Origin of the sequence: Polaromonas sp. (assembly GCF_049790275.1) — a bacterium.
Classification (GTDB): Bacteria; Pseudomonadota; Gammaproteobacteria; order Burkholderiales; family Burkholderiaceae_C; genus Polaromonas.
The window spans coordinates 1-21857 of sequence record NZ_JBAQYR010000160.1; the positions used below are offsets into that span (position 1 = coordinate 1).

The following is a 21857-nucleotide window of genomic DNA, read 5'->3' on the forward strand; positions in this document are numbered from 1 at the left end:
ACGCAAAAGAAAGTTACTTGCCGCCGGGCAACCCCCGGCTTGCAGGAAGACCCACAACCGCCCAAGCTTGCACAGACTTCGACAAGCCCGGCCCGAGCAGAGAAGAGTTCAACGCCCAAGGTACACCTCAATCACCCGTTCATCCGCCTGAACCTGATCCAGCGTCCCCTGCGCAAGCACCGAACCATCACACAGCACCGTGACGATCTCCGAGATCGTCTTGATGAAACTCATGTCGTGCTCCACCACCATCAGCGAATGTTTGCCTTTTAAAGACAGGAAGAGTTCAGCCGTCCGGGCCGTTTCCTCGTCGGTCATGCCGGCCACCGGCTCGTCGAGCAGCAGCAGTTTCGGGTCCTGCATCAGCAACATGCCTATCTCCAGCCACTGCTTTTGCCCGTGGCTCAGGTTGCCGGCCATTCGGTTGACGCTGTCGGCCAGGTGAATCGTCACCAGGGTTTCGGCGAGGCGGTCGCCCTGTTCCGAATCCAGCAGGAAGAACATCGACGACTTCACGCCCTTGTTGGTCTTGAGTGCGAGCTCGAGGTTTTCAAACACGGTGAGCTGCTCGAACACCGTGGGCTTCTGGAACTTGCGGCCGATGCCGAGCTGGGCAATCTGCGGCTCGGTGTGGCGCAGCAGGTCAATGGTGCTACCGAAGAAAACCGTGCCTTCGTCGGGCCGGGTCTTGCCGGTGATGATGTCCATCATCGTCGTCTTGCCGGCGCCATTGGGGCCGATGATGCAGCGCAGCTCGCCGGGCGCGATGTCGAGTGACAGCTTGTTGATGGCCTTGAAACCGTCGAAGCTCACGCTCACATCTTCGAGGTACAAAATGCGGCCGTGCGTGACGTCCACCTCGCCCGGTGTGGCAATGCGGCCAATGCCCGCGCTGCGCCCTCCCGACTCTGTATTGGCTTTGCTCGCCTCCAGTGCAGCCCGCCGCTGTTCGATGCGGCGCGCACCTTGCTCAAGAAGATCGGGGGTCATTTGGGCTCTCCCTTGCGGAGCTTCTTCACCAGCCCGACCACGCCGTTGGGCAAAAACAGCGTCACCGCAATAAACAGCATGCCCAGGAAGTACAGCCAGTACTCGGGGTAGGCCACCGTGAGCCAGCTCTTGGCGCCGTTGACGATGAAGGCGCCAGCGATGGGCCCTATCAGTGTGGCGCGCCCGCCGACCGCGGCCCAGACGGCCATTTCGATGGAGTTGGCCGGGCTCATTTCGCTCGGGTTGATGATGCCGACCTGCGGCACGTACAGTGCGCCTGCAATGCCGCACATCACGGCAGAAAGGGTCCAGATGGTCAACTTGTAACCAATGGGGTTGTAACCCGAGAACATCACACGGGTTTCAGCATCGCGAATGGCCTGCAACACCCGCCCAAACTTGCTACGCACCAGCCACTTGCCAAACAGGAAGAAGCCGAGCAGGGTCAGGCCGGTGATCACGAACAGCACCATGCGCATGTTGGGCGTGGCAATCGGGGTGTCGAGGATGCGCTTGAAGTCGGTGAAGCCGTTGTTGCCCCCGAAGCCGGTCTCGTTGCGGAAGAACAGCAGCATGGCCGCAAAGGTCATGGCCTGCGTGATGATGGAGAAGTAGACCCCCTTGATGCGCGAGCGGAAGGCAAAGTAGCCAAAGACAAAGGCCACCACACCGGGCACCAGCACGATCAGGAACAAGGTGGCAACAAAGCTGTCACTGAAGGTCCAGTGCCAGGGCAGCTCCTTCCAGTCGAGGAACACCATGAAGTCCGGCAGGTCACTTTTGTAATTGCCGTCGCGGCCGATCTGGCGCATCAGGTACATGCCCATCGCGTAACCGCCCAACGCGAAGAACAAACCGTGTCCCAGCGACAAAATGCCGGTGTAGCCCCAGATCAGGTCCATGGCCAGCGCCACGATGGCGTAACACATGATCTTGCCGAGCAACGCCACCGCATAGGTGCTCATGTGGAACATGCTGCTCTCGGGCACCATCAGGTTCAGCACAGGCGCCAACGCGCAGACCAGCAGCAGCGACACCATGAAGACGCTCCAGCCAGCGCGCGTGAGCAAGGGGCCTTTGGCGGGTAGAACGATAGAGGAGGTCATGGGCAGGCTCATATTTACGCTTCAGCGGAGCGGCCCTTCATCGCAAAAATACCTTGCGGACGTTTTTGAATGAAGATGATGATGAGCACCAGCACCGCAATCTTGGCAAGCACCGCACCGGTCCAGCCTTCGAGGAATTTGTTCAGGATGCCCAGGCCCATGGCCGCGTACACCGTGCCGGCCAGCTGGCCCACACCGCCCAGCACCACGACCATGAAGGCATCCACGATGTAGCCCTGGCCCAGGTCCGGGCCGACGTTGCCGACCTGGCTCAGCGCACAGCCGGCCAGGCCCGCAATGCCGGAACCCAGCGCGAACGCATAGGTGTCCACACGCGCCGTGTTCACGCCCATGCACGAGGCAATGGGCCGGTTTTGCGTGACGCCGCGCACAAACAGGCCCAGCCGCGTCCTGCCGATCAGCCAGGCCATGCCCAGCAGCACAGCAATCGCAAAGCCGATGATGACCAGGCGGTTGTAGGGCAGCGAAAGGTTGCCCAGCACCTGCACGCCGCCGCTCATCCACACCGGGTTTTCCACACCCACGTTTTGTGCGCCGAAGATGGAGCGCACCAGTTGCTGCAGCATCAGGCTGATACCCCAGGTGGCCAGCAGGGTCTCGAGCGGGCGGCCGTAGAGAAAGCGAATCACACCGCGCTCCAGCGCCGCGCCCATCAGCGCCGAGGCCATGAAGGCCACTGGCACCGCGGCCAGCAAATACCAGTCAAACAGGCCGGGCAAATACTTCTGGAACAGACCCTGCACCACGTAGGTGGCGTAGGCGCCAATCATCATCAGCTCGCCGTGCGCCATGTTGATGACGCCCATCAACCCGTAGGTGATGGCCAGTCCCAGCGCCACCAACAGCAGGATGCTGCCCAGGCTGATGCCGCTGAACACCGCACCGAGTTTGTCGCCCCAGGCCAGCGCGGACTCGACCTTGCGCAGCGAGGCCTGCAGCGCGCTCTTGACTTCGGCATCGCTCTCTTCCGACAGGCGCGCGATCAGCACGGTCTTGCTGATCGGGTTGTTGCTGCCCGACAGGCGCGCAGCCGCTTCCAGTCGTTTGGCCTTGTCGCTGCTGCTGAGCAAGATGGTGGCGCGCACCATCTCCAGCTGGGTCTTGAGAGCGGCGACTGTTTCGGCCGCATAGGCCTTTTCGATGAGCGGCAGGCGCGATTCATCACTGCCGCTGGCAAGCACCTTGATGGCGTCGGCGCGCACCTTCTCGTCTTTGGAGAACAGCTTGAGCGCAGCCAGTGCTGTGTCCAGCTCGCCGCGCATCATGTTGTTGTTGATCACGTCTTCGGCGTCTTCGGGTACTTTCACTTCTGCGCCGGTGACGGGGTCGAAGCCTTTGTCGTCCTTGACCACAAACACCTTGTCCCCGGCGGTCTTGACGGCATCGTCAGCCAGTGCCTGAATGAATGCAGCGGTTTTGTCGTCGGGGTTGGCAGCAGCCTTGTTGAGCGCTTCCACACGTGCCTCGGTCTCACCGAGTGCCATGCCTTTTACCTCGTCCGCGCTCAGAGCATGTGCGCCAGCAGCTATAAAAAACGTAGCAGATAGAAGGAGTGTGCGAATCATCATGATGAAGAACCTGTAGGGTGGGCACAGCAGCAGGCCAATACCGGCTTGCCGCGATGCCCAGGCTGCAACTTCCTTGAAATATATGGAACCAGCATGCACCGTGATAGTGCAAGAATTGGGCCAGGCCACAAAAAAGCCGCACCTGTTTTTTGCAAACCAAGTGCGGCTTGCGCCGCAGCCCCTACAAGGGGCTTGCGGTAGCGGCCTTATTTGGAGGCCATTTTTGCCGGCTCGTCAGGCTTCTTGTCGTTGCCTTCGATGTACGGGCTCCATGGCTTGGCTTTCACCGGGCCGGGCGTCTTCCACACCACGTTGAACTGGCCATCAGCCTTGATCTCGCCGATGAACACCGACTTGTGCAGGTGGTGGTTCTTCTCGTCCATCTTGGACACGATGCCCGACGGTGCCTTGAAGGTCTGGCCGGCCATGGCGGCAATCACCTTGTCGGTGTCGGTGGACTTGGCTTTCTCGACAGCTTGCTTCCACATGTTGATGCCGATGTAAGTGGCTTCCATCGGGTCGTTGGTCAAAGGCTTGTCCTTGTGACCGGCGATGCCCTTGGCCTTGGCGTAGGCAGACCACTTCTTGATGAACTCGGTGTTGGCCGGGCTCTTGATCGACTGGAAGTAGTTCCAGGCAGCCAGGTGGCCGACCAGCGGTTTCGTGTCCACGCCGCGCAATTCTTCTTCACCCACGGAGAAGGCGACGACCGGCACATCCTTGGCCTTCAGGCCTGCGTTGCCCAGTTCCTTGTAGAAAGGAACGTTGGAGTCACCGTTGATGGTGGACACCACAGCGGTTTTGCCGCCGGCAGAAAACTTCTTCACGTCAGCCACGATGGTCTGGTAGTCGGAATGGCCGAACGGTGTGTATTTCTCGTCGATGTCGCTGTCCTTCACGCCCTTGCTTTTCAGGTAGGCACGCAGGATCTTGTTGGTGGTGCGTGGGTACACATAGTCGGTGCCCAGCAAAACCCAGCGCTTGGCGCCGCCGCCGGCCTTGCTCATCAGGTAGTCAACGGCAGGAATGGCTTGCTGGTTGGGCGCTGCGCCCGTGTAGAACACATTCTTGGACAACTCTTCACCCTCGTACTGCACCGGGTAGAACAGCAGGCCGTTCATTTCTTCAACAACCGGCAGCACCGACTTGCGGGACACCGAGGTCCAGCAGCCGAAAATTACCGAAACCTTGTCCTGGCCCAGCAGCTGCTTGGTTTTCTCGGCGAACAGGGGCCAATTGGAGGCCGGGTCCACAATCACGGGCTCGAGCTTCTTGCCCATCACGCCACCCTTGGCGTTGATCTCGTCAATCGCCATCAACACAGTGTCTTTCAACACGGTTTCCGAAATGGCCATGGTGCCCGACAGGCTGTGCAGAATGCCCACCTTGATAGTGCCGCCCGACTGGGCATGGGCTGGCAGAACCGAGAGGCCCGCCAGGGCGACGGCGGCAGTAAGCGCCTTGAGGGTAAAACGACGTTGCATGTGTGCTTCTCCGGTAAGTAGGTAGTTCGCGTTTCGCTCCGCACAAGCCGCCACGGGGAGGCTTTTACGAAACGATGAGGCGATTCTGGGGACCGGAGGGGGAATGGGCTATACGCCGGGTGGCGTATGTAGGAGGAAGCCTACAGGCAGGGGACGAATCAGACTCCCGCGACAGACCCCGCCTGCTGCAACGCCTCCATCACCCGCACAAACGGCGCACGCGCCATCAGGGCGTTGCGCTGCTGCCGCGACCAGTTCCGCATCCACCGCTCTGTCGCCGGACGCACAAAGTCAAGCCCCCATTGCTGCTTCCTTGCCAGGGACTGGCGCGCCAGCTTCTGCAACTGCCGCCGCATCGCCCCGGCAATCTCGTCAACCAGTCCGGCGTTTTCGCCCCGGGGGTCGTCAAGCGACCACAAGGGTTGATGCAAGTACCACCGGCTCAGGCTGTCCAGGCAACTCACGGGGGCGACATAAAAGCTGCCGATGCCCAGGTAAGCGTCCAGGGTGACCACCTTGTGCGTGAGCCTGCCTGGAAGAAACAGTGTTTCACCGGGCTCCACCGTCCACCAGCGCGCGCTTTTCAGTTCACAGAACCTGTCCAGATTGAAGCGGGCGCGGCCCCTGACCAGCCCCCGCTCGCAGTCCTGCAGCCCCGCCTGGATGCCTTCGAAAGTCTCCCATGCCAGCCACAGCTTGCGGCCCATGAAGCAGTGGTTGCTGCCGTCGGGGTCATCAGAGTGGGAGTCGGTGACGTTGCCGCGGGCGCCGATGACCAGCGTCATCATCTCCTGGCGCTGCATGCCCTCCGAGCCTTGCGGCAGCAGGTTGAACGCAGACAATTGCGCGGTGTCGATTTTCCGCTCCAGCGGTGTGCCACGAATGTGCAGGTCGGTCACGCTGACGAGGCTGCGCCGGCTGCTCCACTTGCGCATCAGCTCATGCACGCCCAGCCTGGTACGCCGCTGGCTGGGACCGATCTGGGCATTGGCACGCTGGTGCGCATCGAAACCGCTGCCGACATGTTTGACCAGCGCGGCTTCCAGTCCAAGCCTGTCGCTGCCTGCAACGGAAACCTGCACACCAGCCAGAACGGCCGGCTCGCCCCTGGCCATGGCGTTGAACAAGGCCTGCCGCGTATAACTTGCAGCGTGAACCTGCTTTCGCCTGAGCCTGGCCAGTTGGTCCGGCCTGGCCTTCAGGGTGCGGTCGAAAGTTGCCGCGTCCTGCCAAATGTGGGCAATGTCGGTATCGCGCATGGCTGTCCCCTGGTTGTGCGGTCCTGACGCCCGCAATGTGAAATGATTTTGAGGACTTTTTTGCCTGCTTGCCACCCCTATTTGCAGGAGGAATGGATGCCAGGCCACCCGCGCGAACGGGCGGTGACGGCAGAAAGGCTTGCGCCAAGGCACGCCAGGCGCAAGCAAATGTTTCAGCTGGCTCCCGGGATGTAAAGTGAGGAAACACCCTGCAAGCACGCTGGCACTGGCATCACTCCTGGCGTTCAATGGCGCTTATGTTCGATGACCCCTTCAGGACGCTAATGACCTTGACCGCAGCCCCACGGAGTGCTTCTCGCACCCTTTTTCTTCTCGTTGCCGCGACAGCGGCCTTGCTTGCCCTGGGGGCGCAGGCCCAAGCGGCCGCGCCGGCAACACCGGGCACGCCAACTGCAGCCCCGGCATCCGTTGCGGTGGCTGCCGCCCCCAAATACGCGGCCCAGGACATAGAGCGCGCATTCGCCTACATCGACAGCAACAAGGACGGCAAACTCAGCCGCGAGGAAGCTTCCGGCTTCCGCGGCGTGGCCAGGCACTTTGACGAGGCCGACATCAACAAGGACAGCATCTTGTCGCGTGAGGAATTCCACAGCGCGCTGAACGGGGAAAGAAGCCGCTGACCGATCGGGCGGCTTCGTTACCCGCTATTTTATTGATAGCTGGTTGCGCGCGCGGTATATGGGCTGAAGCCCGTTTTGTCATCAAGTCCAGGCGTGGCATACCTTGTTGGCATCCGGCGCGCCCTGCCGCGGTAACACCATTGACGCCCTAGGTCAAAAGTCCTACGCTTTCCCCGAGCGCGCCATACCGGACCCGCGCACCCGCCTGACCAACGCCGCGGAAAGAAAACCGATGCAAGCCGACCTTCCGCATGCTGAAGAAGCGGTCAATCAAAGGCTGGAGCCCATTGTGCTGCGCGCCATGGACCGTTTTCGTGCCCTGCTTCCGCGCGAAGTTGAACTGGCGCTGGAACTCTCCCACGAAAACCCCTGGCTGCTCACCCACGCCGACCGGCTTGAACAGGCCCTGCTGAGCGCCTGCATCGTGGCCTGGCAGTCATTGGTGGGCCTGGCCACACAGATCGTCGTCGAAATGAGCGAGGTGCTGCTGGACGACGTGGTGCTGGACCCGGACGCCGACAAGCTGCAGGGCGGCTTGCCGCCCCGGCGCTACGCACGGCTGGTGATCACCAACAGCAGCCGGACTGCCACCGGCCCCTTTCACCAGTTGCTGCCGGCGCCTGTACAGACCGACGACCGCCCTGCCAGTGCGCGCCGCATGCCGCTGGTCGAGGTGCGCCGCATCATCGAGCGACACCACGGCATGATCAACATATCGCCGGAGCCGGGCCGTGGAACGGCCTTCGACATCTACCTGCCTGCCGCTGTGCCGCTGGAGGCCGCGACCTCCGAAGAAGCGGATTCCGGAAGCCCGTATGTCCTGTATGTGGATGATTACGAGCCCATGCGGGTGCTGGTCAGCGAAACCCTGCCGCAGGCGGGCTTTCGCGTCAGCTGCCACGAAAGCGCCCGGCAGGCGCTGGCCACCCTGCAGGCAGACCCTTACGGCTGTGATGTGCTGGTGACGGACTACCGCTTGCAAACCCACACCGGTGTCGATCTGCTCAAGCAGGTCAAGCTGCTGCGTGCAGACCTGCCCGTCATCATCATCTCGGGCTACATGGACAGCGTGCTCGAAGCCAGGGCCTATGAGGAAGGCGCGGCACTCGTCATCAGCAAGGCCGACGATCTCAGCGCCCTGTGCGTCGCGCTGCACAAGCTGCTGGGCCATACCCCGCGCCCGGCGCTGGTGAGTTATTCGGACTGGGCCAGGCTGTAAATTCAGTGAAAAGGCGCAACCGGAAGTGCTTTTGTTTGCCGCCCGGTGAACGTGCAGGCGCCATGCCAGGCGCGCTGTAGGACAACACCACCGGCGCCTGGTTTGTAATAAAAAAGGCCAACGAAATCGCAAGTGAAGCGTTATAAAGCAGTCAACCCAGATGCCGGGGCCCCAGCTCCAGCTCGTTGCAACGAACAAGGACACATCATGAATCTCCCCCCTCTTTCGCAACTGCGCGCACTCCCTCTCGTTTTGGCACTGGCCTTCACGGCAGGCTCGGTTTGGGCGGAAAAACCCGAATGGGCCGGTCAGGGCAAAGGCGGGAAACAGGAACAGAAAGAACGCTCCCCCGGCAAGGGCGACAAGGGCGGAAAAGGCAACAGCGGTGGCAAGGACGTCCAGCAGGCCCGGCAGGCGCCGCAGGACATCCGGGTGGGTGCCTACTTCGGCGACCAGCAGCGCATGGTGATCCGCGATTACTACGGCAAGCCCTCCAGTGCAGGCCGTTGCCCTCCGGGCCTGGCCAAAAAGAACAACGGCTGCATGCCTCCGGGCCAGGCCAAAAAATGGGCGATCGGCCAACCCCTGCCGCACGACCTGGTGTATTACCCCGTGCCGCATGCGGTGGTCGTGCAATTGGGCCTTCCTCCTTCCGGGCACAAATATGTGCGCGCAGCCGGCGACATCCTGCTGATCGCGGTGGGCACCAGCATGGTGGTGGATGCCATCCAGGACCTCGGCCGGCTTTGATTTTTATCGGGCAGGAACACAAGCTCCCCGCGCCGGCCCATGCAGCAGGCACCGCTTCCTTCACTTGCCGGCCTCGTCCGTCTCGTCTGGACCAGCACGCCTGAACAGGCTGGCCAGATGGCTTCAAGAGATGCCAGAGAATTCATCTTGCCCAGCGGCGAAATGCATCTGGTGATCCGCCTGTCGGGGCCGCCCATCCGCATTTTTGAGAAGCCCGGCGACGTCGCCGGGCAAAACCTGGGTTACGCCGTGGTGGGTGGCGCGCGGGCAGCCTTCTATGCCAAGGAGGTGCCTGCGGCTTCGCAGGCCATAGGCGTGCAGTTGCTGCCGGGCGCCGCGCAGGCGCTGCTGGGCATGCCGGCCGACGAACTGGCCGGGCGACACATCCGGCTGGAGGACCTGTGGGGCCACAGCGCGGCGTGGATGCGGGAACAGCTGCTCGCCACGGCATCGCCCGCGAAGAGGATGTGCCTGATTCAAACGCTGCTGTTGGCGCGGCTGCGGCCGGCGTCTGCACCCGCCCACCCGGCGATCACGCGTGCACTGGTGCAGCTCAGGGCGGGCGCCGGCGTCCGGGAAGCAGTGGCGCAAAGCGGCTACAGCCATCGCCATTTCATACGCCAGTTTTCACAGGCGGTTGGCCTGCCTCCCAAGCTGTACGGCCGGGTACAACGTTTCCAGCAGGCGCTGGATTTGATGCAGCGGTCCGGCACCGCGCAAGTGCCGCGCCTGCCCGATGTGGCACTGGACGCCGGCTACAGCGACCAGCCGCACTTCAACCGCGAATTCCGGCAATTCTCCGGTCTCACGCCGGAGCAATATCTCCGGGCGCCTGTCGTGTCGCCCAACCATGTGCCGGTGCCGGCGCCTTTCGCACGGCAGACTCAGGTCAATTTTGTTCAAGACCTGATCCGCACGCGCCGATAGACTGGCTTCCTGTTCAAATTTCACGACGGGAGCCATCATGGCCATTCACGAATTGTTTGCCTACATCCACGTGAGAAACGCGGCGGAAGCGATTGCGTTTTACACCACGGTATTCGGCGCCACCGAAAAATTCAGGCTGGTCGAACCCGGCGGGCGCCTGGGCCATGCCGAGCTGGACTTCGCCGGGACCACATTGATGATCTCCGAGGCATTCCCCGAATACGGCATCCTGGCGCCAGAGGCCGGCACCCCCACCTTCATGACGCTGCACCTGCATGTGGACAATTGCGATGAGGTGATCGCACGGGCGCTGAAAGCAGGTGCCACCCTGGACATGGCGGCACAGGACCATTTTTATGGCGAACGCTCCGGCAGCTTTCGCGACCCGTCCGGCCATCGCTGGAGCGTGGGGCACAGCATTGAAGAAGTGGCCCCTGAAGAAATGCAACGCCGCTACACGGCGATGATGAATGCCTCGGCGGCGTAATTTGCTACCAAAATAATAGCTGCTTGCGCCCGCCAGTAAAGGGCTGGAGGCATATTTCGCATAAAAATTCTGCAGCACCCCTTGAATGGGCCTGCACCCTTCAGCGGCGTTGGGCCAACACCTGTTGCAGGGTCTTCAGCAATTCCTCGTTGGAGGTTTGCGCCTTGATCAGCACGGCGGCCGCCCGGGATTTTTCAGCCTGGTTGATCTCGCGCGCCGAAAACACCACCACCGGCGGCGGCTGATCCAGCGCTTCAATATCACTCAGCAAGTCCCAGCCTGATCCGCCCGGCAGGGTCAGGTCCAGCAGGACCAGGTCGAACGCCTGGGCCGCCAGGCAGGCGCGAGCCTCCTGCAGTGTGGCGGCAAATTCAAAAGTGGCGAATTCCTGCATGATCGCCGCCGCGATACGCTGGATGTCCAGGTCGTCTTCCACGTGCAGGATGCGAGGCTTGCCCTCGGCCATGCCCTTGATGGCACGCCGCAAGCCCAGGATCAGCAGGTTTTCGTCGATCGGCTTTTCGAGCCACTCGGACACGGTCTCCGGGTGGTTGTTGAACTGGATCTGCCCTTCCCCGGCCATGGCCGAGACCACCACGATAGGCAGCTCGCGCGTGCCCTCCTGGCTGCGCAGGGTGCGGATCAGCGTGATGCCGTCCTGGTCGGGCAGCCTGAGATCCAGCGTCATGGCGGCGTACTGGGTGTGCGCCAGACAGGCCAGGGCATCCGCGCCACGGTAAACCATGTCACTGTCAAAACCGCCCTTGTCCAGCATCATGGCGATCAGGCGGGCAATGTCGCGATCGTCTTCGCAGATCAGGATACGCGGCCGGTTGGAGTCGCGCGCGGCCGGCGGAAGGCTCTGCACCGGCTCGGTCCACAGGGGCAATTCAAAAAAGAAAGTGGTGCCCACACCGGCTGCGCTCTCAAATCCAATGCTGCCGCCCAGGCGTTCGATGATGGCCCGTGAAATATTCAGGCCCAGCCCGGTACCGCCCTTCTGGCGTGTATCGGACGAGTCGGCCTGGGAAAACTTCTGGAAAATGCGCTTGCGAAATTCTTCCGGAATACCCGGGCCGTGGTCACGCACCTCGACCCGCACGCCCATGCCGACCTGCGACACGCGGACTTCCACCACACCGCCAGGCGGTGAAAATTTCATCGCGTTGGACAGCAGGTTGGTCATGACCTGGGCCAGGCGGTCGCTGTCCACATGGACCTGCAGGCCATCTTCCGGGAAGTCCAGGCTCAGGCTGACGTTCTGCGCAGTGCCAAAACCTTCATTGGCCGCCAGCGTTTGCACCAGCAGGGGCTTGAGTTCGACCACCTGCAGGTCCAGGCGCATCTTGCCGGACTCGATTTTCTCGATGTCCAGGATGTCGTTGATCAGGCGAATCAGGCGTTCGCAGTTGTTCTTGGCAATGCCCACCAGCGTCTTCACGGCGTCGGGCAGCTGGCCGGCGACACCACCCGAGATCAGCCCCAGCGAACCGCGGATGGAGGTAAGCGGTGTGCGCAGCTCGTGGCTGACCGTGGAGACAAACTCGCTTTTCATGCGGTCGATGCGCTTGAGTTCGGTGACGTCGGTGGCCAGCGAATAAAAGCCGATGACCTCCCCTTCCTCATTGCCATCGCCATAACGCGGGAAATAGTTGACCACATAGTCACGCTGGTCGCCGCGCGCGGTAGTCTGGGTACGTTCATACGCCACCGGATAACCCGTCAGGACCTCCTCGACCCGAGGGCGCACCACCTCATAAAATTCGTCGCCCATCACTTCACGCAAATGTTTCCCGTCAAACTGTTCATAAGACAAACCGAAGGCCTCTTCATAGGCCCGGTTATGAAAGCGGAAACACTGCTCCTTGTCCACATAAGCAATCAGCGCGGGCACAGTGTCCGTGATCTCGCGAAGCTGGCGTTCGCTGGCCCGTAGCGCTTCCCCGACCCGGCGTATTTCCGTGATGTCACGGCCGACCGAACGGTAACCGGTAAAACGCCCGGCGGCATCAAAGATGGGCGCGCCACTGACGCTCATGTACCGCTTCGCGCCATTGGCCCCACGCCGGGCGAACTCAAAATTGCGAAAAGCTTCATGCCGCTCATGAATGGCTTTGTGCTCCGCCAGGATGGCTGGGTCCATGCCGCTGTCCAGCTCCCACGGCGTTTTGCCAAAAATGCTGGCTTGAGGATTGGACGATGCGCTTACGGACTTATGCTTGCCCTTGATCTCAACGAAGCGGAAATTTTCATCCTGTTCCCAGAACCAGTCAGAGGACAGCTGGGTCAGCATCCGGAAGCGCTCCTCGCTTTCCTGCAGAACGCGCTCGCTCTCCTTGCGCTCGGTGATGTCCTGGATCTGCGAGATGAAGTGAAGCGGCTTGCGGTCGGCGTCGCGTACCAGCGAGCAGCTCAGGAAACCCCAGACAATGCGGCCCGACTTGTGGATGTAACGCTTTTCCCACTGGTAGGTTTCAATTTCACCGGCGAGCGCCCGTTTGCGCTGCAGCAGGTCCCATTCGACATCGTCAGGATGGGTGATGTCCTTGACAGAGCGCGCCAGCATCTCGGCTTCGGAGTACCCCAGCATCTGGCAAAAAGCGCTGTTGACCCTGAGCCGGTTCGAGTCGATGCCCACCAGCGCCATGCCGATGGACGAGTGTTCGAAGGCACTGGTGAACAGCTGATCGCTGACCAGGTTGTCGTTGTCGCTACTGGCCGGCGAGCCTGCGCCTCTGAGAAGATCGCGGGGGCGGGAAAGCGCCAGTGCGATACCCGAGTCGTTGTCAGCGGCGTCATCCTCCTGCCCAGCAATGCCCTGGTCGCCACCGAGTGTGAAATAAAACGTGCTGCCTTCGTTCGGGACGGAACTCGCCCATATCCGCCCTCCGTGGCGGGTGATGATGCGTTTGACCGTGGCCAGGCCGATGCCGCTGCCGGCGAACTCTTCCGAAGAATGCAGGCGCTGGAAAGTGCCGAACAGTTTGTCCACATAAGCCATGTCAAAGCCCGCGCCGTTGTCCTTGACAAAATAGACAGGCTGCAAGTCCGCGCCGTCTTCCTTGCCAATCATGATTTCGGTCGTGGTTTTTCTTGCAGTGAACTTCCAGGCATTGCCGAGCAGGTTCTCAAGCACCTGCCGGAGCAGCGCGGCATCCGCGTTTGCCATCAGGCCTGGCTCAACGGTTGCGCGGACGTCGCGCCCTGGTTCATTTTCGGACAACTGGGCGAGGACCCTGGCGGCCTCGACACTGAGGTCTACCGCTTCCCAGTTCAGGCTGGTACGCGACAATTTGGCCAGAGAGAGCAGCCCGTCGGTGAGTTCGCCCATGCGCCGCACGCCGCCGCGTATCCGGTCCACATAGTGGTGCACGCGTTCCCCGGCTTCTGTGGGCACGGCTTTCTGCAGCAAGGCGCAATAACCGTCGATGGTACTCAGCGGAGAACGCAGGTCGTGCGCCACGGAATAGGAAAACGCCTCCAGCTCGGTGTTGGCCGCTTCCAGCTGGGCCGTCCTGCGCATCACCCGTTTCTCCAGGTCCACATTGAGGCGGACAATTTCCATCTCATCGCGCTTGCGCTTGCTGATGTCGGTGACGGTGGTGACGTAGCCGGACGGGGTACGGGAAGACCCGTTGAACAGGGGCTGCACATTGAGCAGCGCCCACAGGATGTTGCCGTCGGGCTTGCGATAACACACCACCGCGTTGGACTGGGGCAAGCCGGTGCGCCGGGCAACGGCGTTGGGGTGTTCTTCCTCGGGCATCAGCGAGCCGTCTTCCCTGAGCATTTCCCACTCCGGCCCGGCAACCGTCTGCCCCTCCATCTGGGCCAGGGTCTTGCCGAGAATGCGCTCGGCACTGGCATTGCAATCGACGATTCTCCCCTCTGCGTCGCGCAGGACCACCCCTTCGGCCAGGGCGGACACCACGGTCCGGAACCGTACCTCGCTGGTCCGCAATGCCAGCTCGGTCTGCTTGCGCGACGTGATGTCCGAACCCACGCCGCGATAACCCGTGAAAGATCCACCAGCATCGAACACCGGTTCACCGCTCACGCTGCGATAGATCACGCTGCCATCGTCACCGGTCAGCTGGTACTCGAAATTGCGGAACGGCAGATGCGCCGCGAGAAGCGCCTTGTGCTCTTCCCAAGTGCCGAGAAGCGGCGCGGCGCCGGGAAGGTCCCAGCGGCGTTTTCCCTCGCCGACACTCTGGTTGGCGGGACCAGACTGGGGCGTGTCCTTGGAAACAAAAACATTGCGGAACTGGTCGTCCTGCTCCCAGTACCAGTCCGAGGAAAGACCGGTCAGGCCGCGAAAACGCTCCTCGCTCCGGCGCAGGCTGGCCTCGGCCTCCAGGCGGGCGGTGATGTCGGTGCCCACACCGCGATAGCCCTTGAACTTGCCATCGGCATCAAAAACAGGCTCGCCGCTGATGGAAAAAACAATCCGCCTGCCGTCCATGTCCACGCGTTCGTATTCGAAATCACGGAAGGTTTCGTGTTTTTCCAGCTGCGCGCGGTGCAATGCCCAGGCTTCCTTGTTGCCGGGTGTGTCGTCAATTTCCCATCGGGTCTTGCCGATGTATTCGCTGATGCGGGCCTGGTCTCCCGCCCCGGCAGGAAGCCTGCCAAAACGGGCGGCCCCACTGGAAACCCGGGTGAAACGGAACTGGTCGTCAAGTTCCCAGTACCAGTCCGAGGAAAGCTGGGTCAGGCTGCGAAAACGTTCCTGACTGCGGCGCAGGCGATCTTCCGCCTCCAGGCGTTCCGTTATATCTTCGGAGGTGATCAGGATGTGACTCACCTCGCCAACCGCATTTCTCAGCGGCACCTTGCGCACATGGAGGCGAATGGTCCCGTGAGTCCTGGATGGAATCGTGCGATCGGGAAAATCCTGGGGAACGCCTTCGGCAACCACTTCCAGGTCGGAGGCATGCATCCGGTCTGCGACTGCTTTTGGCCAGAGGTCATGGACGGTATGGCCCATCGCCTCGTCGCGCGTCAATCCATACACGGTTTCGGCGGCCTTGTTCCACAGTGCTATCCGGTGTCCGTCCAGGACCGATTTCAGCTGGACGGCGATCGGGATGTTGCCGACAACTTCGTCGAGGAACTGGGATGTTTTTCGCTGCGCCTCTTCCGAGCGCTTGATTTCGGTGATGTCGTGCACCGTCCCCCGATAACCGAGAAAACGGTTCTGGTCGTCGAACACCGGAATGCCGCTTACCGACAAATAGTGCGGCAGGTCATCACCCAGTGTCCGCATGTACTCGAAGTTGCGAAAGGGCTGGTGCGCATCGAGAACGGCGCGATGGGCCTCCCAGGTATCGCTGAGGGGAACAACGCCCGGCAACTCCCAGCGCCGCGTTCCGACATGGCTGTCGCGCTCGGTGTCCAGGTTTTCTGCCGCCTGCTCGCCGGAAAACCTGACGAAACGGTGTTCTGCATCCTGCTCCCAGTACCAGTCTGCCGAGATGGTGGCCAGTTCGCGCAGGCCCTGCACGCTGCTCCTGAGCACTTCGGCCTCGCGCTTTTGCTCGGTGAGTTCAAGCGCCAGACGTTCTTTGGCGGTAGCCAGTTCAGCCAGCTGGGCTTTCAGCCTTTCGTTGGCCTGAAGCAGTTCCTCTTCCCGCGTCACCGCAGGGCCCCCGGGCGGACAGTTGCACGATCAACAGTCATTGACGCACACACTAACAACCAGCCCCGGCGAACCGGCAGCGGTATGTAAAAAGATGTGTACGTCATGCTTGCCTGTGTCTTCTGTACAAGGGTGGCACTACCGCGAACCGCAGTATGCCAGCCTCATGGTCAAGTGTGCGCTTCCTGAAACAATCAAGAATAGGGATAAGTCCGTGTTTTGCATGCCAGCCACGGCCCTCGAAGCCCGTGGGCAGAATTCCCCGGCAAAAACCTTCTGTTCATGCATGTCAGGGCTGCAGCGGAATTTTGATCGCACGATCGACGGGAACGGCTGCCACGCTGTTTTGCGGCGAGCCCTCAATCAGCCTGTCGGAGTATGTCAGGTACACCAGGGTATTGCGAGCGGCATCGACCATGCGCACAATGCGTATCTTTTTGAAAATCAGCGAAATCCTCTCGCTGAAGACCTCTTCCTGCAGCGGCAAAGGCCTGGCAAAAGAAAGCGCCCCGACCTGGCGGCAATCGATGGATGCTTCCGATCTGTCCTCGGCCAGCCCCACAGCGCCCTTGATGCCGCCGGTTTTGGCGCGGGAAACGTAGCAGGTAACGCCTTTGACTTTGGGGTCATCGTGCGCATCGACCACAATCTTGTGATCAGGCCCGATGAACTTGAACACGGTATCCACTTCGCCGATGGGCTGGGCCTGAAGCCGGGTGAATACACCAAGCAACAGAAACAGAAAGATGGGAACAGGTTTCTTCATGGGTGCTTTCCAGCTGGTTTGCTAACCTGCCCCCACTATAACGACGCCTTGTGCCGAAAACTTGAATCTGCTGCTACGGCGACTCGCTGTTCTGCCTCAATAAAGGCGCGGGTTGTCAGGCCGCCTGTCGCGGCGATTGGGCACGCCGTCCCCATCGCGGTCCCGGTCCGCGCGGTTCTGGATGCCATCACGGTCGCGGTCGCCATAGTAAGGGCCTGTGTGCGGCCGGTGTGAGTGCCGGCCGCTGTCATAAGGCACCGCCACACAACCCGCCAGGCTGGCGACGGTGACAAGCAGAAGGGATAGTTTTTTAATCATGCATTTCTCCGGTGGTTCAGGGATTCCGCGCCGCCTGTAACAGGTGTCGGGACAGCGCGCAGGACTGCAGCGCCTGATGGCTGCCGGCCCATTGAAGACCCTTGCGGTATCTGCGCCGTGTTGCAGCGCCGTCTGCATGGTGAAGCTGGTTACCAGATGTGGTCTGGAAGGCCGCGGACAAAAGGCACAGGGGCCTTGCTCGAATGCTCACAGAACAATAGCAGCATGTACCCATCCAGAAAGGGCCACGGGCTTGAACACCTCGGACCTGGTACCTGGCAAGCGCCCCACAGCACCAGGCGTACTTCTTCGCCGAGGGAGTAGCATGGAGCCCTGCCTCCCGGCCCCGACCACCCTGACCCGAGGAAAAACGATTGCGAACCCTGCTTTTGACAGTCTGCCTGCTCATCGTCGCCCCCTTGCTTCATGCTGCCGGCGAACCCGCCCCCGCCCATCCCCTGGTGGGCACGTGGACCTGGTCGCTGTTTGGCGGCAGCTGCACGGAGACCTGGCAGTACCGAAGCAACCGCACCATGCTGGGTACGAGCGGACAGGAAGTCGCGGAGAAAACATACGAAGTCACCCCGCAGCCGGACGCCGGGGGTTTCTACAAGCTGGTGGAAACGGTGGTGCGGCAGAACGACAAGAAGGATTGTTCCGGCGCCTTGCTGGAAGGCCCCGGCGAACAGAGTACACGTTTCATCCAGTTCAGCCCGCAGCGCGACAAGCTGCTCGTCTGCGAGAACGCGTCACTCAAGGCCTGCTTTGGGCCTTTGACCAGGGTTCAATAGCGCCGCAGGAATGGCCGGGCACAAAAAAACCCCGGTTCCTTGCTATGGGCCGGGGTTTTTTCAAATCTGCTTACCGCGTGCGCCGGCGTCGTCTGGCAGGTTGACCAGTAGGCGCGACAGGCTCACTGTGCCTGGCAATGTATCTGCGGTAGAGTTTGGCCGCCAGCCCGGAAGCGACGGCGAAAACGATGAGTTTGCGAAGCATAAGAGATGAAAAAACTCTTAAAAGACACCGAACAGCATCAGCAGGATGATGACGCTGATCGGGACACCGAGCAACCATGCAATGATGGGCATGTGACTTCTCCTTGTTAAGTAAGAAGCCAAAGATAAACAAGCGCCCTGGCCCGAAGTGCCGGAAGCAGTCCCAAAGGAAGGTAGGGCCAGGCCTACATGGCCGCAAGCACGCGGCAGGCATCTGCAGCCACAAAGCTTGGGTATATTGAGGCTCGACCCGGCAGTGTTGTCAGGCAGCATGTCCCATTTTTAAACCCACCATGAAAAAACTGTACAAATATTTCTTCCGCGGGTTGATCACCATTTTGCCGCTGGCCCTGACGCTCTACGTCCTGTACATGTTGCTGGCATGGATGGAGGCCATGACCTTGTGGGTTCTGCGTCCCCTGTTCGGCAGCTTTTATGTACCGGGCATGGGACTGGTGTTCGGCGTCCTGGGGATCGTGCTGATTGGCTACCTCATGTCCAAACATCGTGTGCGCAAGGCACTGTCGTTTGTCGAGCTGCCGTTTACCAACCTGCCGGTCGTCAAAAGCATTTATTCGTCGCTCAAGAGTTTTGCCGACTACTTTTCGCCTTCGGGAAAACAGGGCGAACAAAGTGTGGTGATCCTGCGCATGCCGGGCAACGCAATGGAAATCGTCGGCCTGATCACACGCCGCAGCTTCGCCGATCTGCCGGCAGGTTTTTTGCCGGGAGAACGGGTGGCAGTCTACCTGCCCATGGGCTACATGATTGGCGGCTATACCGTTTTCGTGCCTGTCGAATGGGTGCAACCGATCGAGATGTCGGTTGAGGAAGCGATGCGCTCGTCGATGTTTGCGTGGATGGCGCGGCCGCCGGCTTCCGCCGGAAGCGGAACCCAACCTTAATGCAGAGGTGTCAATCGCTATCAATAAGATAACTTACAACGCCCATCGATCAAGCGGCGAAAGCCAGAATTTCTTGGAGAAAACCGCTGTTCAATGGCTGCGGGACGGGCCCGGGCCACGGCCGGCAATATGCCGGAAAGTGATGCGGCCCTTGCTCAGGTCGTAAGGCGACAGCTCCAGCGACACCTGGTCGCCCGCCAGAATCCGGATGTGGTTCTTGCGCATCTTGCCGGAGGTGTAGGCCACCAGTTTGTGGCCGTTGTCCAGCGTCACACGAAAGCGCGAATCGGGCAACACCTCGTTGACCAGTCCGTGCATTTCAATCAGTTCTTCTTTGGCCATGATGAAAACTCCTTGGGAATTTGAAAAATTTGTCGGACAGGTGTGGCTTCAGGCGCAAGCCGGAGTGGAGCGCTCATGGATCCAGCCCAGGGCGTGTTCGGTGGCGTAATGCAGCGCCGCAGCGGCGCTGTCAAAAAGCCCGCTGAAACGCAGCACGCGGTCGTGCGTGGCGCTGCCGCGTCCGGAGCGGATGGAGACCGAAGCCGCGTAAAGGCCTGCGCCTTGCGGTTTGGCGAGCGGGGAGACAAGGTACTTGCCCACCGCGATGTTGGTGTGATCAGTGTTCATAACGTCTGTGCCGGGTATGTTTCCCGGCTTGATAAATAGGGAAATAAATGGCTTGCAAGCAAGCCAACGTGTTCGGTTTCTAACCGCCACGCCTTTGCCAGGGGCTGGGCTGCTGAGCCTTGCGTGTGCACCGTTGGGGAAGTGCTCGCCGGGAAATGGAACAGTGCTTGAGAGGGTTCAGCGCTGTAGGGGCACTGAAAACACTGTGAATTCGGGCTCTGGGAAGCGCCGCATTTGAGAAGGAAGCCGCGTGGTAGGGGGCTTCGATGTAAAAAGCTGATGCTTTACCGAAGCGCTATTGTAACCGTTACCACGACTGCCTGCACAAAGCCAGTTCTAGCGAGCAACCGTAGCAGAGGCATTTTCAAGCAGGGGCCGCGGAACCGGCTTTGCCGGTCCGCAGGCGCAGCGGCCCCCTCGGGGGGCAGGAAGTTACACGCAGTGAACGACCGTGGGGGCCCTATTGTGGGGGCTCTACTGTTCAAACTGCGGATTCAGCAGCCTGATGCGGCTCATGGCCATGCCGGCCGCGGCGGTACGGGTTTCGACCCCCAGCTTGGCAAACACGCGCTCCAGGTGTTTTTTCACCGTCATCGGGCTGGTGCCCAGAATGTCGCCAATGTCACGGTTGATTTTTCCCTTGACCACCCAGTACAGCACCTCGGCCTCGCGCGCGGTGAGCTTGAAGCTCAGGCTCATGGCCTGGATCACGGTTTCGTCGGATTCCTCGCGCATGATGATCAGCCAGTCGTCGTCGCCCGTCTGCTGGTGCAGGCGAAAGGTCAATCGCCTGGCCCCGTGGCTTGCACTTTCACAGCTCAGGCGCGGCGGCTCGATCTGCCGCTCGGCATCGGCCAAGTTGCGGCGCAGCCAGGTCAGCACGGGCTCGGGGGTTTTCGGCGCGTGGGTCCCGTAGTACTGCAGTAGCAGGTCGCGAGCAAGCGGGGTCTGCCACATGAGCTTGCCGTCGCTTACACGCACGGTGATGGTGGCATAACCGAAGGCATCCAGCGCATTGCGCGCCTGGCGCTTCTCGCGTGCGCTTTGCAGATGCACACCAATGCGCGCCAGCACTTCCTTCGGCTTGATGGGCTTGACAACATAGTCCACACCGCCCGACTCGAGCGCGGCGACGAGGTACTCGGTCTCGGTGAGCCCCGTCATGAAGATGATGGGAATGTGCGCCGTTCTGGCGTCGGCCTTCAGGCGCTTGGCCACCTCGAACCCGTCCATGCCGGGCATCATGGCGTCGAGCAGCACGATATCGGGCAAGGCCTGGGCAGCGCGCTGCAATGCCGCCTCACCGTGCGTGGCCACCAGCACGGTAAAGCCCGATTCGTCGAGCGCGTCGTGCAGGACCGACAGGTTGTCGGGCACATCATCGACGATCAGCACCACGTCGCTGTTGGCGCGGTCCAGGGTCTGTTCCAGCGGCCGGCGGATCATGAGTTCACCTGGCTGAGCTGCTGGCTCATGGCTTCGAACTGGAACTGGCGGGCCAGGGCACGCATCTCGGCGGCAAACCCGGCACTTTGCGGCTGCGCCTCCTCGATCTCGTCCAGCGTGTTCATGATGCCGCGGTAATACCCCAGGCTGACCACTTCGCGCAGCGCATCAAGCTGCGCCGCCGCCGGGTACACCCGCGGCCCTTCGGCTGCCACCGGCGCGGCGGATTGCGGCGGCGCATCCAGCCAGACCAGCGACAGGCGCCGCTCCAGCCAGTCCAGCAGCTCGCTGTGCCGCACCGGCTTGAGGATGAAGTCTTCCAGCAGGATGCCCTCATCGTTGTCCAGCCCCTTGTCAAAGGCGTTGGCCGAGACGATGGCGATGTGGGCCCCCACGCTTTTCACTTCGTGTAATGCGCTGCCCCCCGGGGCGGTGTCCCCGCCTTGGGGCGGCCCGGCGGCGGGGGAAGTGTGACCCAGTGCGCGCAACCGGCGTATCGTCTCCCAGCCGTCGATGCCGGGCATGGCCAGGTCCATCAGGATGACCTCGGGCTGGTAGCCTGCCGCCAGCAGATCCAGGCAGTCGTGGCCGCTGGCGGCTGTGCGTATCTCGAAGCCCAGCGGCTGCAGCACATTGACCAGCAGCTCGCGGTCGGCTTCTTCGTTGTCCACCCCCAGCACGCGCCGGCGCGCGCCGGCATACCC

General features: G+C 61.4%; 19 protein-coding genes. 7 read left to right on the top strand and 12 right to left on the bottom strand.

Annotated elements, in window-relative coordinates; genetic code table 11:
- Window positions 1–108: 108 nt before the first annotated feature.
- The 5 genes from urtD to WA904_RS20925 all read right to left on the bottom strand — a co-directional run bounded on the left by urtD (window position 109) and on the right by WA904_RS20925 (window position 6428).
- Window positions 109–990 carry an urea ABC transporter ATP-binding protein UrtD gene (urtD, locus tag WA904_RS20905; protein ID WP_425199055.1) on the bottom strand — a complete coding sequence of 294 codons (882 nt, stop codon included), beginning with the start codon at window positions 988–990 and terminating at the stop codon, window positions 109–111.
- The gene (urtC, locus tag WA904_RS20910; RefSeq protein ID WP_425199056.1) at window positions 987–2096 is read right to left on the bottom strand and encodes an urea ABC transporter permease subunit UrtC; all 1110 of its coding nucleotides are present in this window, start codon (window positions 2094–2096) and stop codon (window positions 987–989) included. The genes urtD and urtC overlap by 4 nt, the downstream gene beginning before the upstream one ends.
- Before the next feature lie 14 nt (window positions 2097–2110).
- Window positions 2111–3685 (bottom strand): urea ABC transporter permease subunit UrtB, encoded by a 1575-nt coding sequence (gene urtB / locus WA904_RS20915; RefSeq protein WP_425199057.1) that lies wholly within the window; start codon window positions 3683–3685, stop codon window positions 2111–2113.
- 206 nt (window positions 3686–3891) lie between these two features.
- On the bottom strand, window positions 3892–5169 hold the full coding sequence (gene urtA / locus WA904_RS20920; RefSeq protein WP_425199058.1) for an urea ABC transporter substrate-binding protein: 1278 nt from the start codon (window positions 5167–5169) through the stop codon (window positions 3892–3894).
- Between the two features lie 158 nt (window positions 5170–5327).
- Window positions 5328–6428 (bottom strand): hypothetical protein, encoded by a 1101-nt coding sequence (locus WA904_RS20925; protein ID WP_425199059.1) that lies wholly within the window; start codon window positions 6426–6428, stop codon window positions 5328–5330.
- Between the two features lie 284 nt (window positions 6429–6712).
- On the opposite strand from WA904_RS20925, the gene WA904_RS20930 reads away from it, so the two are divergent.
- The 5 genes from WA904_RS20930 to WA904_RS20950 all read left to right on the top strand — a co-directional run bounded on the left by WA904_RS20930 (window position 6713) and on the right by WA904_RS20950 (window position 10452).
- Window positions 6713–7069: an EF-hand domain-containing protein gene (locus WA904_RS20930; RefSeq protein ID WP_425199060.1), complete on the top strand. Its 357-nt coding sequence runs from the start codon at window positions 6713–6715 to the stop codon at window positions 7067–7069.
- 232 nt (window positions 7070–7301) lie between these two features.
- A complete protein-coding gene (locus WA904_RS20935; protein WP_425199061.1) occupies window positions 7302–8288 on the top strand; it encodes a response regulator in 987 nt (328 codons plus the stop codon).
- Between the two features lie 207 nt (window positions 8289–8495).
- A complete protein-coding gene (locus WA904_RS20940) occupies window positions 8496–9038 on the top strand; it encodes a hypothetical protein (protein WP_425199062.1) in 543 nt (180 codons plus the stop codon).
- Window positions 9039–9077: 39 nt separating this feature from the next.
- Window positions 9078–9965 (top strand): helix-turn-helix domain-containing protein, encoded by an 888-nt coding sequence (locus WA904_RS20945; protein ID WP_425199063.1) that lies wholly within the window; start codon window positions 9078–9080, stop codon window positions 9963–9965.
- Window positions 9966–10002: 37 nt separating this feature from the next.
- Complete coding sequence (locus tag WA904_RS20950; protein ID WP_425199064.1) at window positions 10003–10452, top strand: VOC family protein; 450 nt, start codon at window positions 10003–10005, stop codon at window positions 10450–10452.
- A gap of 100 nt (window positions 10453–10552) precedes the next feature.
- On the opposite strand, the gene WA904_RS20955 is transcribed toward WA904_RS20950, so the two are convergent.
- The 3 genes from WA904_RS20955 to WA904_RS20965 all read right to left on the bottom strand — a co-directional run bounded on the left by WA904_RS20955 (window position 10553) and on the right by WA904_RS20965 (window position 17177).
- Window positions 10553–16093 (bottom strand): PAS domain S-box protein, encoded by a 5541-nt coding sequence (locus tag WA904_RS20955; protein ID WP_425199065.1) that lies wholly within the window; start codon window positions 16091–16093, stop codon window positions 10553–10555.
- Window positions 16094–16382: 289 nt separating this feature from the next.
- A complete protein-coding gene (locus tag WA904_RS20960; protein WP_425199066.1) occupies window positions 16383–16859 on the bottom strand; it encodes a CreA family protein in 477 nt (158 codons plus the stop codon).
- 96 nt (window positions 16860–16955) lie between these two features.
- Window positions 16956–17177: a hypothetical protein gene (locus tag WA904_RS20965; RefSeq protein WP_425199067.1), complete on the bottom strand. Its 222-nt coding sequence runs from the start codon at window positions 17175–17177 to the stop codon at window positions 16956–16958.
- Window positions 17178–17551: 374 nt separating this feature from the next.
- On the opposite strand from WA904_RS20965, the gene WA904_RS20970 reads away from it, so the two are divergent.
- Together WA904_RS20970 and WA904_RS20975 are read left to right on the top strand one after the other, a co-directional pair.
- Window positions 17552–17968: a hypothetical protein gene (locus WA904_RS20970; protein ID WP_425199068.1), complete on the top strand. Its 417-nt coding sequence runs from the start codon at window positions 17552–17554 to the stop codon at window positions 17966–17968.
- 497 nt (window positions 17969–18465) lie between these two features.
- Complete coding sequence (locus WA904_RS20975; RefSeq protein ID WP_425199069.1) at window positions 18466–19077, top strand: DUF502 domain-containing protein; 612 nt, start codon at window positions 18466–18468, stop codon at window positions 19075–19077.
- A 90-nt stretch (window positions 19078–19167) separates the two neighbouring features.
- Here WA904_RS20975 and infA read toward each other — a convergent pair whose 3' ends face one another.
- From infA to WA904_RS20995, 4 genes are all read right to left on the bottom strand, one after another.
- Window positions 19168–19419, bottom strand: coding sequence for a translation initiation factor IF-1 (infA, locus tag WA904_RS20980; RefSeq protein WP_096662987.1), 252 nt, complete (start codon window positions 19417–19419; stop codon window positions 19168–19170).
- A 48-nt stretch (window positions 19420–19467) separates the two neighbouring features.
- Entirely contained in the window at window positions 19468–19707 is a 240-nt protein-coding gene (locus WA904_RS20985) for a hypothetical protein (protein ID WP_425199070.1), read from the bottom strand.
- Between the two features lie 474 nt (window positions 19708–20181).
- On the bottom strand, window positions 20182–21153 hold the full coding sequence (locus WA904_RS20990; RefSeq protein WP_425199071.1) for a response regulator: 972 nt from the start codon (window positions 21151–21153) through the stop codon (window positions 20182–20184).
- On the bottom strand, window positions 21150–21857 hold a 708-nt coding region (locus WA904_RS20995; protein WP_425199072.1), incomplete at its 5' end, for a response regulator. The genes WA904_RS20995 and WA904_RS20990, both read right to left, overlap by 4 nt.

Excerpts from the sequence above, each read along its gene's own strand:
- WA904_RS20930 (WP_425199060.1), top strand. The coding sequence starts at position 6,713 with ATGACCTTGACCGCAGCCCCACGGAGTGCTTCTCGCACCCTTTTTCTT.
- WA904_RS20965 (WP_425199067.1), bottom strand. The coding sequence starts at position 17,177 with ATGATTAAAAAACTATCCCTTCTGCTTGTCACCGTCGCCAGCCTGGCG.
- WA904_RS20925 (WP_425199059.1), bottom strand. The coding sequence starts at position 6,428 with ATGCGCGATACCGACATTGCCCACATTTGGCAGGACGCGGCAACTTTC.
- WA904_RS20950 (WP_425199064.1), top strand. The coding sequence starts at position 10,003 with ATGGCCATTCACGAATTGTTTGCCTACATCCACGTGAGAAACGCGGCG.
- WA904_RS20960 (WP_425199066.1), bottom strand. The coding sequence starts at position 16,859 with ATGAAGAAACCTGTTCCCATCTTTCTGTTTCTGTTGCTTGGTGTATTC.
- WA904_RS20940 (WP_425199062.1), top strand. The coding sequence starts at position 8,496 with ATGAATCTCCCCCCTCTTTCGCAACTGCGCGCACTCCCTCTCGTTTTG.
- infA (WP_096662987.1), bottom strand. The coding sequence starts at position 19,419 with ATGGCCAAAGAAGAACTGATTGAAATGCACGGACTGGTCAACGAGGTG.
- urtD (WP_425199055.1), bottom strand. The coding sequence starts at position 990 with ATGACCCCCGATCTTCTTGAGCAAGGTGCGCGCCGCATCGAACAGCGG.
- urtB (WP_425199057.1), bottom strand. The coding sequence starts at position 3,685 with ATGATGATTCGCACACTCCTTCTATCTGCTACGTTTTTTATAGCTGCT.
- WA904_RS20985 (WP_425199070.1), bottom strand. The coding sequence starts at position 19,707 with ATGAACACTGATCACACCAACATCGCGGTGGGCAAGTACCTTGTCTCC.
- WA904_RS20975 (WP_425199069.1), top strand. The coding sequence starts at position 18,466 with ATGAAAAAACTGTACAAATATTTCTTCCGCGGGTTGATCACCATTTTG.
- WA904_RS20990 (WP_425199071.1), bottom strand. The coding sequence starts at position 21,153 with ATGATCCGCCGGCCGCTGGAACAGACCCTGGACCGCGCCAACAGCGAC.
- WA904_RS20935 (WP_425199061.1), top strand. The coding sequence starts at position 7,302 with ATGCAAGCCGACCTTCCGCATGCTGAAGAAGCGGTCAATCAAAGGCTG.
- urtC (WP_425199056.1), bottom strand. The coding sequence starts at position 2,096 with ATGACCTCCTCTATCGTTCTACCCGCCAAAGGCCCCTTGCTCACGCGC.
- WA904_RS20945 (WP_425199063.1), top strand. The coding sequence starts at position 9,078 with ATGCAGCAGGCACCGCTTCCTTCACTTGCCGGCCTCGTCCGTCTCGTC.
- urtA (WP_425199058.1), bottom strand. The coding sequence starts at position 5,169 with ATGCAACGTCGTTTTACCCTCAAGGCGCTTACTGCCGCCGTCGCCCTG.